Raw genomic sequence first — 12303 nt, 5'->3', positions numbered from 1 at the left:
AGCGTGACGACGAACAGCCCCCTCGTTCAGGACCAGACCATGACCGCCGCGGCGACCACGCCTTGGTGGAAGGGCGCGGCGATCTATCAGGTCTATCCGCGCAGCTTCGCCGATTCGAACGGCGACGGCATCGGCGACCTTGCCGGCATCACCGCGCGGCTCGACTATATCGCCTCATTGGGCGTCGATGCCATCTGGCTGTCGCCCTTCTACCCCTCGCCGATGGACGATTTCGGTTACGACATCGCCGATTATCAGGGCGTCGATCCGATCTTCGGCACGCTCGAGGATTTCGACGCGCTGGTCGCGCGCGCGCATGCGCTGGGGCTAAAGGTCACCACCGACCTCGTCTTCGCGCACACGTCGGACAAGCACGGCTGGTTCGCGACAAGCCGCGCGAGCAAGCATGGCGACAAGGCCGACTGGTATGTCTGGGCCGATGCCAAGGCGGACGGTTCGCCGCCGACCAACTGGCAGTCGGTATTCGGCGGGCCGGCGTGGACGTGGGACGCGCGGCGCGGCCAATATTATATGCACAATTTCCTCGGCTCGCAGCCGCAACTCAACGTCCACAACCCCGATGTGCAGGACGCGCTGCTCGATGTCGTGCGCTTCTGGCTCGACCGCGGCGTCGACGGCTTTCGCATCGATGCGATCAACTTTTCGATGCACGACCCCGAATTTCGCGACAATCCGCCTGCGCCGCCGTCGAACAAGCCGCGCACCCGGCCGTTCGATTTCCAGAAGAAAATCCATAATCAGTCGCACCCCGACATTCCGCTGTTCCTCGAACGCATCCGCGCGCTGACCGACCAATATCCGGGCCGCTTCACCGTCGCCGAGGTCGGCGGCGACGACGCGGCGCGCGAGATGAAGCTGTTCACCGCGGGCGACCGGCGGCTGAACAGCGCCTATGGCTTCGACTTCCTCTATGCGGGCCAGCTGACGCCGCAGCTCGTGCGTGAGGCGGCCGAGAGCTGGCCCGACGCGCCGGGGATCGGCTGGCCGAGTTGGGCGTTCGAAAATCACGACGCGCCGCGCGCGCTGTCGCGCTGGACCCCCGAAGGCGTCGATCCCGCCGCCTTCGCGCGGATGAAGATGGCGCTGCTTTGCGCGCTGCGCGGCAATATCATCATCTATAATGGCGAGGAACTCGGGCTCGATCAGGTCGAGATTCCGTTCGAACTCGTCAAGGATCCCGAAGCGCTCAAGAACTGGCCGCTCACCCTGTCGCGCGACGGCGCGCGGACGCCGCTGCCTTGGGCGGCGGGCGAAAGCCATGCGGGTTTTTCGAGCGTCGATCCCTGGCTGCCGCTCGGCGCTGCGCACGGCGATCTCGCGGTCGACCGGCAGCATGGCGACCCCGTCTCGCTGCTCAACCTCACGCGCCGCCTGGTCGCGCTGCGCGCGGCGCACCCGGCGCTGCGGCTCGGCGCCAACGCGAACTGGATCGCCGAGGGCGACCTCCTCGGTTTCGATCGCGTCGCGGGCGGCGAATCTATACGCTGCCTCTTCAATCTCGGCGGCGGGACGCTCGACATCGCCTCCCATGGCACCGGCGCCGAGCCGATCGTCGCACTCAACGGCGCCGATCCGGCGCAATTGCCGCCGTGCGGCGCCCTCTGGCTGAAACTCGAAGGAAAAAATGATGCGTAGCCTGTTCGTCGCCCTTCCGCTGCTCGCCGCCGCGGTTCCTGCCGTCGCGCAGGACGCGCGGCCGCAGCAGACCGCCGCGTCGCCCGACGGCAACATCGTGCTGACCGTGTCGACCGACAACGACCAGCGGCCGACCTGGTCGCTGACGCGCAAGGGCAAGCTGCTGATCGCGCCGTCGAAGCTCGGTTTCCTGCTGACCGACGGCATCGCGCTCCAGCGCGGTTTCGCGATCGAGAGCGTCGAACGCGCGAGCGGCGACACGCGCTGGGAACAGCCGTGGGGCGAACGCCGCTTCGTGAGCGACCGCCACAACGAACTGCTCATCCGCTTCCGCCAGAATGAAAGCTGGGGCGGACACGCGATGAACGTCCGTTTCCGCCTGTTCGACGACGGCATCGGCTTCCGCTATGAACTCCCCGAGCAGGCGGGACTCCAGACCGCCAAGATCGCCGACGAAATCACCGAGTTCGATATCGCACCCGAAGGCACCGCCTGGTGGATCACCGGCGGCGAATGGAACCGCTACGAACAGATTTACCAACAGACTCCGATCGACGCGGTGTCGACCGCGCACACGCCGATCACGATGCGGCTCGACGACGGCACGCACTTGTCGTTCCACGAAGCCGCGCTCGTCGACTATGCGGGCATGTGGTTCAAACGCGTCGAGGGGCGGAAATTCCGCACCACCCTGTCGCCGTCGTCGCAGGGCGCGCGCGTCATCCGCGACCTGCCGTTCGCGACCCCATGGCGAACGATCCGCATCGCCGACGATGCGGCGGGCCTCGTCGAAAGCGATCTCGAACTCAACCTCAACGAGCCGAACAAGCTGGGCGATGTCAGCTGGGTTAAGCCGATGAAATATATCGGCATCTGGTGGGGCATGATCCGCGGACCGTGGAGCTGGGCCGAAGGCCCGCAGCATGGCGCGACCACCGAACGCACCAAGCAATATATCGACTTCGCTGCGAAGCACGGCTTCGGCGGCGTGCTCGTCGAGGGCTGGAATAAGGGTTGGAACGGCAACTGGTTCGGCCATGGCGACGAGTTCAGCTTCACCGAAGCCTATCCCGATTTCGACCTGAAGGCGGTCACCGATTACGCGCGCAAGAAGGGCGTGACGCTGATCGGTCATCATGAAACCGGCGGCAATATCGCGGTTTACGAGGCGCAGCTCGACGATGCGATGAAGCTTTATGGCGAGCTTGGCGTCAAGGCGGTGAAAACCGGCTATGTCGCCGACGCCGGTGGCATCATCGCGCCGGGTGACACGCCGGGGACGACGCGCATGGAATGGCACGACGGCCAGCGCCAGGTGCAGCACCATCTGAAGGTCGTCCAGACCGCGGCGAAGTACAAGGTCGCCGTCAACCCGCACGAGCCGGTGAAGGATACCGGGCTTCGCCGGACCTATCCGAACTGGGTGGCGCGTGAGGGCGCGCGCGGCATGGAATATAATGCGTGGAGCGATTTCGGCAGCGGCCCCGACCATGAACCGACGCTCGTCTACACGCGCATGCTCTCGGGACCGATGGACTATACGCCGGGGGTGCTGAGCCTCGAAGGCTCGAACAAGGCGCCCTTCGCGTCGACCCTCGCCAAGCAGCTCGGCCTCTATCTCGCCCTCTATTCGCCGATTCAGATGGCCGCCGACTTCATCGAGAATCTCGAGGCGCATCCGCGCGAGCTCGAATTCATCAAGGCGGTTCCGGCCGACTGGGCCGAAAGCAAGCTGATCGCGGGCGAGGTCGGCGACTATGCGATCTTCGCGCGCAAGGACCGCAAAAGCGCCGACTGGTATGTCGGCGGGGTCAATGACGCGACCGAACGCACGCTGACGCTGAGCTTCGATTTCCTCGACCCGGGCAAGACCTATACCGCGACGATCTGGAAAGACGGCGAGGGCGCCACCTATCTCAACGAAGCGCGACACCGGATCGCTTATGAGGTGATCAAGGTGAAGAAGGGCGACACCTATAAACTATGGCTCGCCCCGGGCGGCGGCGCCGCGATGCGCGTCGCGCCGGGGAAATAGTTCGAAGGACTCTGGAACGCGTCATTTATCCCGTCATCCCGGCGAAGGCCGGGATCTCATCGCCCCGGCCTGACGCACCGGCGAGATCCCGGGCCTTCGCCGGGATGACGATTCAATTTGGAATGATCGTGCCGTCTAGCGTCGCGGCGGCGCGCGATAGACGGCCTGGTCGAGCTCGCCTTCCCAGCGCGCGACGGTGGTTGCGACGGTCAGGTTGGCGCTGGCGCTCGGCACCGTGCGCGTCATGTCGAGCAACCGGTCGAAGGGAAGCACGAAGCCGACGATCAGCGCGGTCTGTTCGGGCGGAACCCCGACCGCCGAAAGCACCGCGGCGAGCATGAAGAGCGACGCCGAGGGAACGGGGGCGGTGCCGAAGGCGGCGAGCGCGCCGGTCAGCAGCACGATCGCGAGGGTCCCCGCGTCGATCGGCACGCCAAAGGCCTGCAGGCTGAAGATGCTGAGCAGCCCGACATACATGGCGGTGCCGTCCTTGCCGATGCTCGCGCCGAGCGGCAGCACGGTCGAATAGACGCTCGATGATATGCCGAGGTTCTTGCCCGCGACGGTCATCGCAACCGGCAAGGTCGCCGATGACGAGGCGGTCGAAAAGGCGACGACGAGTGCATCGACGATGCCGCGAAAGAAGGTGAGGACGGGCAGACGCGCGAGCAGCCGCAGGATCAGGCTGTGGACGAGGACGATCTGGATCGCCGACCCCAGGACGACGGCCAGCGCCAGCCAGCCGATGTTGACGAAGACCGCGGAGCCATTCGCGGCGACGGCGTTGGCGATCAGCGCGAACACGCCGATCGGGGTCGCCTCCATCACCAGCCCGACGATCTTCAGCAGCACCGCCGACAGCGACTGCAACAGGCCGGCGAACGGCTTGCCCGCCTCGCCCGTGAGCACGGTGCCGACGCCGACGAGGATCGCGACGAAGATCAGCGCCAGCATGTCGCCTTTCGCCAAGGCGTCTACGATGTTGAGCGGGATGATGCCGACAAGCTGGTCGTAGAGCGGCACCGGGTCGCCCAGCGCCTTCGGTGCCGCGGTGCCGACGGGGGCGGCGACGCCCGGCTCGACGAGCAGCGCGACCGCCATGCCGACCGATACCGCGATCGCCGTCGTCAGCGCGAACAGCCCGACCGTCCGCCCGCCGAGCGGACCGAGGCGCTTGGGATCGGCGAGCGAGGTGATCCCGGCCGCGATGGTGACAAGAACGATCGGCGCGACAAGCATCCGGATCGCGCGCACGAACAGGTCGCCGAACACCGCGACTTTCGGCGCCGCTTCGGGCCAGACGAGCGCGAGCAGCAGTCCGAGCACCAGCCCGCCGAGCACGCGCTTCCAGAGCGGAATGGCGAACCAGCGCCGCATCATCGTCCGGCCGCCCGTCGGGCGGGATGGGATGGAAGACAAGTCATGGCCGGCAAGCCTAGTCGGGCTCGCTGCCCGGACGGCATAGCGAATGTGCGTCTATCCATAACCCGTCGCTATATCCCGTCGATGATTTCTGCCACGACTTTCAGGAAGTCGGTCGTCAGCGCGGTGGGGGGGCGATTGTGATAATACATCGCATAAAGGTCGAAAGTCAGCGGCGGCGTCAGCGGGCGGATCGCCAGCCCCGGCGCCAGCGCGGCCTGCGCGGTGAAGCTGTCGACGACCGTCAGCCCGACGCCCGCGCGAACGAGCGCGGTCGCGATATAGAAGGTGCGCGCCGACATCGCATGGTCGAATTCGAGCCCGAGCCGGCGCTGTTCTTCGACGAATATCTCTCCGATCGGCCCGCTCGCCGCGACGCTGATGAAGCGATGTTCGCGCAAGTTCCCGAGCGCGAGGCGCGGCGGGGCGTCGGGAATGTCGGCTTCGCGGTAGAGAACGACCAGTTCGCCTTCGCCCAGCCAGCGGCTGCCGATCGGCGCGTTCTGCGGCACTTCGACCGCGATCGCGACGTCGGTTTCGCGTTCCTGGAGCTTGCGGACCAGATCGTCGTGGTGGACCGTCTGCAGGTCGAAATTGACGTGCGGGTGGCTGATGAGGAAGCGCGCGACGGCTTCGGGGAGGACGCCGAGCGCCAGCGACGGAAGCGCCGAGATGCGCAGCTTCATCCCCGCGCCGCGTCGCAGATTGCGCGCACCTTCGCGCAGCGCGTGAACGCGATCTTGGATCTCGCTGACCTCGGCGAACAGCGCGTGCGCGTCGTCGGTCGCGACGAGGCGCCCCGCCGAGCGTTCGAACAGCGGAAAGCCGAGGATCGATTCGGCGTGGCGCAGCGTCTTCGACACCGACGGCTGCGAAATATTGAGCGCGCGCGCGGCGGCGCTGACCGACCCGTTGGTATAGACCGCGTGGAATATCTCGATATGGCGCAGATTCATCCCCGGCATGGTTCAGACCCTAACCGTGCCCCGGCCTGCGGCAAGATATTTTCAATGCAGCACCGCGGGGTTCCGGCGTCAGCGCGGCCGCAGCAGCACGCGGCCATGGCGATCGGCGGTGGGCCTGCCCTTCGCCAGCGCCGCCTTGCCGTTGACGAAAACATAATCGACGCCGACCGAATAGGCGTGCGGCCGTTCATAGGTCGCAAGGTCGCGTATCTTGTCGGGATCGAAGACGATCACATCGGCGAACGCCCCTTCGCGCAGCAGGCCGCGATCGGGGACGCCGAGGATTTTAGCTGGCAGGCCGGTTGCGGCATGGATCGCCTGCGCCATCGGGATCACCGGCTTGTCGAGCACATAGCCTCGCAGCTTGCGCGGGAAAGCGCCATAGGCGCGCGGATGCTCGGACGTCTTGCCGAAATGCGGCAGCCCGCCATCGGTCGAGGTCATCGTCCACGGCTGGCGCATGAAGGCCTCGACATCGGCGTCGCTCATGTTGAACGACACCGTCGGCGCGCCGCCGGCGATCAGCATCTCGATCGCGGCGTCGAGCGGGTCCATGTCCTTGATCCGGCCGACCTCGTCGAGCCTCTTGCCCTCGAGCGAGGGATCGGGCGCGAAGCTGCGGATCATCAGCGCGTGCGGTCCCGCGCGCCGTTCGAGGTTGGGCACCATCTCGGCGCGGATCTTCGCGCGCATCGCCGGATCCTGCAGCCGCTTGGCGAGCGCCGCCGCGCCGCCCTCCTGCGCCCAGCCGGGAACGAGCGAGGCCATCAGGCTCGATCCCGATGCCGAATAGGGATATTGGTCGGCCCAGATTTCGAGCCCTCCGGCGCGCGCTTTTTCGATATGCGCGATGACGTCGGCCGACTTGCCCCAGACCTGCGGCCCCAGCACCTTGATATGGGTAACGACGCCCGGAATTTTCGCCTCGCGCGCGACGGTGATCACTTCGTCGACCGCGGCGACGACGCCGATGTCGTAATTGCCCTCGTCGCGGATATGGCTGATGTAGAAGGCGCCGGGGAAACGCGCCGCGGCCTTCGCGAGCCCGACGATTTCGGCGGTGTTCGAATATTTGCCGGGAATGTAGAAGGGGCCGTCGGACAGGCCATAGGCGCCCGCCGCCATCGCCGCGGTGACCAGCCCCTCCATCTTTGCCTGCTCATCGGCGTGGGCGAGGCGCGCGACATCTCCCATCACCGCGCGCCGCACCGCGTTGTGGCCGATCAGCGGGATGACGTTGACGCCGGGAATATTGGTCTTGAGGTCGGCGATCTGCGGACCGAGTTCGGCTGGCCCGCCGCCATCGGGGTTGATCGCCAGCGTCGTGATCCCCTGATGCAGCATCGGCAACGCGGCGGCGAGCTCCCTCGTCTGGATGTTCGGCGCCGCGTGCGAATGGGGATCGATGAAGCCCGGCGCGACGATCCGGCCGGCGGCATCGACCAGCGTCGTCGCGGTCGCTCCTTCCGGGATCGCCCCCACCGCCGCGATGCGATCGCCCGTGATGGCGACATCGGCGGTGCGCGCGGGCGCGCCCGTGCCGTCGTAGAGCGTGCCGCCGCGGATCAGCACGTCATAATGCTGGGCGAGGGCGGGCGCGGTGGTGGCGAGCAGCGCCGCGAGCGAGAGCGTCAGGCGTTTCATCGACCGTCCTTTCGTCACAGCTTGAAGCGGATGCCGACGCGATAGGTGCGCCCGAGCAGGTCATAGAGCGTCTGGTTGGTCGCCGGCGTCGCATAGGCGCTGCCCGCCGGCCCGGGCGCGACGATCGCGGGATCCTTGTTCAAGAGGTTGTTCACCGCGAGATAGAATTCGAGCTCCTTGCCCGCCATCGCGACGTCGAAGGTCAATGACGTGTCGAGATAGAAGGCGCCCGCGATATGATTGTCGTTGATCGTCCGGTTGGTGACCGTCGACGCCGGGCAGCCCGAGGTGCATTCGACGAAGCTGGTGTCATAAACGCCGCTCGAAATGCCGCGCCCCGTCAGGTTGAAGTTGAAGTCGTCGGTCGCCCAATTGGCCTGGATGCGGTAAAGCCATTTGGGCGTCCCGCCGGGCGCATTCTGTCCCACCGTGTCGGTCGGCGCATCGATGCCATTGTCGAAATAATTCTTGATATAGCGCGTCGCCATCGCGCGCAGCGTCAGGTCGCCGCTGCCGACGGGCATCCGGTAGGAGCCTTCGAAGTCGATCCCCGTCGCACGCTGAACCGCGAAGTTGAACGGGCTTTCAAAGACCTGGAGGTTGTTGCCGAAAGCATTGGGGCCGCGCACTACGGCCGTGCAAAAGGCCTGCACGCCTTCGGCGCAGCGGTCGACGATCGTTTGCGCCGCGACGGTGCCGATCGCGCCGTTGATCTTGATGTCATAATAGTCGGCCGACAGCGCGAGGCCGGGAATGAAACGCGGCTGCAGCACCACGCCGACGCCCCATTGGTCGGCCTTTTCGGGGTCGAGCAACGGGTTGCCGCGCGTTGTTCCGGCGAATTGCACCGACGCATCATCTTGCGTCGGGTCGAGCAGCACATTGATGCGCGTCGATCCCGCGGTGAACAATTCGCCGAGGTTGGGCGCGCGGATGTCGCGCGATCGCGTCGCGCGGAAGCGGATGTCGGGGATGGGTTCCCAGGTCAGCCCCGCCTTCCATGTCGTGACATAGCCCGAGGTCGAATAGTCGGTGCCGCGCACCGCGCCGTTGAGATCGAGCCCCTCGAACACCGGAACCGCGAGTTCGAGATAGGCCTCGCTGACATTGTAGGAGCCGAAGCTGGGCAGGAAATTGCCGACGAACCAGCCCGACCGGAACTCGTCGGCCACTTCGCCCGACACCTTCTCGCGCCGGTGCTCGCCGCCGATCGCGACCGACACCGGCCCCGCGGGCAGCTCGAAGGCGTCGAACGACAGGTTGGCGGCGAATACGTCCTGCTGGAATTTCTGGCGGCGGAACGGGTTGCCGAGCACATAGTCTAGCCCTTCTTGGCTCGCGGTGCCGATACCGATGCGGTTGAACGGCACGCAGCCATTGTCGGGGCTGGTGAGCGACGAGCGGCAGACGATCGTGCCCGCGGGCACGCCGAGCGCGTTGCCCGCGGGGGCGAACACCGCATCCTGCGCGAGCGCGAGGCGCGCATTGTTGCTGATGTCGCGCGCCATTTCGCGGGTGCGGCTGATCCCCTTCTGATAATAGACGTCCCAGCGCGCGCTCGATCCGAAAAGGTCGAATTCGCCGTTGGCGCCGACGACATAGCGTTGCAATTCGCGCCGCGTGTCATTCTTGCGGACCGGCAGATTGGCGTTGGTCGTGCCGAGCTTGAACTCGGGAATCCCCTGAAGCGCCAGTTCGTCGCGCACCGATTGCGGCAGGAAGGCATTGTCCGATTTGATCGTGACATTGCCCTGGTTGAGCTGGATGCCGAGGTGTCCGAGATTCTTCGACTTGGCGTAGGAGGCCTGGACGAAGAGGTTGAGCCCGTCGGAAACCTCGAAGCTGAGGCGCCCGAACAGGCTCTTGCGGTTTTCGGCCGGGTCGAGCGACTGGAAGCTGTTCACCTGCGTCGATTCCCAGTCGCCGCCGATCATCCACGGGTCGCGCACGGTGCCATAGTCGAACTGGCCGACCGCTCCGCCGGGGCCGAAAACGGTGCCGCGCAGCGCGGTGTCGGTGATGATCCCGCCCGGCGTCGCGAGGCTGAGCCCCGCGCCCGACACGACGAGCCGCTCGGGTTCGCCGTTGCCCGCGGCATAGGCGGGGTTGGTGATCATGTACGACCCGCGCTGGTTCCAGTCGCGCGGCACGCTGTGCAGCCCGTCCTTGATCGCGATCTCGCCGTTGAGCAGCAAGTGGCCGCGTCCGCCGGCAAAGGCGGTGCCGGCGGTCAGCGTCGCGCGATAGCTGGGAGCGTCGCCATAGGTAGTGATGCCATATTCGGCCGATCCCTTGATCCCGGTGTAGTCCTTGTCGAGGATGAAGTTGACGACGCCCGACACGGCGTCGGAGCCATAGGCAGCCGAGGCGCCGCCGGTGACGATCTCGACGCTCTTGATCAGGCCTTGCGGAAAGGTGTTCACATCGACCAGCCCGGTCATCGTCGACCCGACCGAACGCTGACCGTCGAGCAGTACGAGCGTGCGCGCGGTGCCGAGCGCGCGCAAGTTAAGCGCGTTGACCCCGGCGGTGCCCGCGCTGATGTTGAGGTTCGAGCTCGCGGGCGTGACGCTGCCGACGAGCGAGGGGATGTCGTTGACATAGTCGGCGATATTCGCCGGCGCCGAACTTTCGATATCCTCCGAATTGAGCACGGTGAGCGGGGTCGGGGCGCGGAAGCCGTCGCGCTGGATGCGGCTGCCGGTCACGGTGATCTCGGCGTCGGCATAGGTTTCGGCGGCGGGCGCGGGCGGCGCGTCCTGCGCCAGCGCGGGCGCGCTCCAAAGCAGCGCGGTGGCGAGCGCCGCGGTCGATACGATCGGCGTTGATCTGGTCATGTGTCTTACCCCTTGTTTTGTTTGTTTATTGTGCGTGAAGGACGCCTCCGTTCCGCCGGCGAGGCCGGCGCATTTCCCTGGATTATTCGCATTGACCCGTTGGCGTGCGCGGCAACGGCTTGCCGCCCGCGGCGCCTGTCGGCTCGCCATTTTCGAGCGCGAGCACGCCGTTGACGAGGACGAAGCGCATTCCGGTGGAGAAGAGCGCGGGATGCGCATAGTCGGCGCGCGGAGCGAAGGTCGCGGGATCGAAGGCGATGACGTCGGCGAAGGCGCCCGCCTTCAGCTCGCCGCGTCCCTCCAGCCCGAACAGGCGCGCCGTGGCCGTCGTGCTCTGCGCGATGAAGCGCTTGAGATCGAGCACGCGCTTGTCCTTCACATAGGTGGCATATTTGCGCGCGTAGGAGGCGTAATAGCGCGGATGGCCGCGCGAGGCGTCCGAACTGGTGACGACCCAGGGACGGGTCATGAAGGCGGCGATGTCGGCCTCGCTCTGGTTGAAGGACGCGACCCCCGCCTCGCGCTGACGAAGCACGGCAATCGCGGCATCGACCGGATCGACGCCCTGTTCCTTGGCGACATCCTCGAGCGTCTTGCCCTCTACACCGGCAGGGCCCGAGGTGATGAGCAGCGACGCGGGGCCGCCGCGACGGCGAAGATTCTCGGCGATCTCGGGCCGCATCCGCGCCATCGTCGCGCCATCGTCGAACCGTTTCAGCATCGCGGCGCGCCCGCCGTCCTGCGCCCAGCGCGGCAGGAGCGCGGCCGAAAGCCCGGTCCCCGATGCCGACCAAGGATATTGATCGGCGTGGACGATCTGACCTGCCTTTTGCGCCTTCTCGATCTGCGCGATGATCGCGGGCGCCTGGCCGTGGACATCGACGCCGAGCGCCTTGATATGTGCGATATGCACCGGAATGCTCGCGTCGCGGCCGATCGACAGGGCTTCATCGACGGCGGCAGCGAGGCCGATCGTATAGCTCGATTCGTCGCGCAAATGGCTGTCGTAGATGCCGCCCTTCGCCGCCGCCGCCTTGGCGAGCGCGACGACCTCGTCGCGCTTGGCGAAACTTTGCGGCGCATAGAAGAGGCCGGTCGAAAGGCCTAGCGCGCCATCGCACATCGCTTGGTCGACGAGGTCGGTCATCTGGCCGAGTTCGGCGGGGGGGGGCGCGCGGTCGGCGGCGCCGATGACCTTTGCGCGAACGGCGCCAAGGCCGACATAGGCGGCGAAATTGATCCCGAAGTCGCGCGTCGACTGGCCGAGCCCCGCTTCGCCTTCGCCCCCCGCACCGGCCTTTGCGGTGCCGAAGGTGCGGGCGATGTCGGGATCGCCGCCGCCGTCAACGCCGATGAAGGCCGTGGTGACGCCCTGCGTCACGAAGGGGAGCACGAGCCGCGCGGCGGGATCGGAGGAGGCAAGCGCCTCGCCCACATGCGTATGGGGGTCGATGAAGCCGGGGGCGACGATCAGCCCGGTGGCGTCGATCGTTCGCATCGCCGTTCCCGGCGCCTTGGGGCCGACATAGGTGATGCGGTCGCCGCGGATCGCGACATCGCCGCGAAAGGGTTCGGCCTCGCCGCTATAGATGGTGCCGCCGCGCAGGATCAGGTCGGCGGCGCCGCCGGACTGGGCAGCGCCTTGCGGCGCCGCTAAGGCGCCCGCCGCAAGAATAGCGACGATCCCGGTAGTTGTCCTGAGAGAGCGGATCATTGTGCGACACCCCTTTTTCTTACATAGCTA

7 protein-coding genes are annotated in these 12303 nt (G+C 66.5%); 2 read left to right on the top strand and 5 right to left on the bottom strand.

Annotated elements, in window-relative coordinates:
- Nucleotides 1-39 precede the first annotated feature (39 nt).
- Both FG95_RS04135 and FG95_RS04130 read left to right on the top strand, forming a co-directional pair.
- Nucleotides 40-1656, top strand: a complete 1617-nt coding sequence (locus FG95_RS04135; RefSeq protein ID WP_037554216.1) for an alpha-amylase family glycosyl hydrolase — start codon at nt 40-42, stop codon at nt 1654-1656.
- Nucleotides 1649-3691, top strand: a complete 2043-nt coding sequence (locus FG95_RS04130; RefSeq protein ID WP_037554165.1) for a glycoside hydrolase family 97 protein — start codon at nt 1649-1651, stop codon at nt 3689-3691. The genes FG95_RS04135 and FG95_RS04130 overlap by 8 nt, the downstream gene beginning before the upstream one ends.
- A 135-nt stretch (nt 3692-3826) precedes the next feature.
- Here the strand turns inward: FG95_RS04130 and FG95_RS04125 are convergent, their stop codons facing one another.
- From FG95_RS04125 to FG95_RS04105, 5 genes are all read right to left on the bottom strand, one after another.
- Nucleotides 3827-5071: a dicarboxylate/amino acid:cation symporter gene (locus FG95_RS04125; protein ID WP_037554164.1), complete on the bottom strand. Its 1245-nt coding sequence runs from the start codon at nt 5069-5071 to the stop codon at nt 3827-3829.
- A 113-nt stretch (nt 5072-5184) separates the two neighbouring features.
- Nucleotides 5185-6069, bottom strand: coding sequence for a LysR family transcriptional regulator (locus FG95_RS04120; protein WP_037554162.1), 885 nt, complete (start codon nt 6067-6069; stop codon nt 5185-5187).
- A gap of 78 nt (nt 6070-6147) precedes the next feature.
- Nucleotides 6148-7722: an N-acyl-D-amino-acid deacylase family protein gene (locus FG95_RS04115; RefSeq protein ID WP_037554161.1), complete on the bottom strand. Its 1575-nt coding sequence runs from the start codon at nt 7720-7722 to the stop codon at nt 6148-6150.
- Nucleotides 7723-7736: 14 nt separating this feature from the next.
- Nucleotides 7737-10559 (bottom strand): TonB-dependent receptor domain-containing protein, encoded by a 2823-nt coding sequence (locus tag FG95_RS04110; protein WP_037554160.1) that lies wholly within the window; start codon nt 10557-10559, stop codon nt 7737-7739.
- 82 nt (nt 10560-10641) lie between these two features.
- Nucleotides 10642-12273 (bottom strand): N-acyl-D-amino-acid deacylase family protein, encoded by a 1632-nt coding sequence (locus tag FG95_RS04105; protein ID WP_037554159.1) that lies wholly within the window; start codon nt 12271-12273, stop codon nt 10642-10644.
- Between the last annotated feature and the right edge of the window lie 30 nt (nt 12274-12303).

The organism is Sphingopyxis sp. LC363, assembly GCF_000756385.1.
In the GTDB taxonomy this organism is placed as follows: Bacteria; Pseudomonadota; Alphaproteobacteria; order Sphingomonadales; family Sphingomonadaceae; genus Sphingopyxis.
The sequence above is the reverse complement of the archived record's forward strand: the minus strand, read 5'-3'. Positions and strand labels throughout refer to the sequence as shown.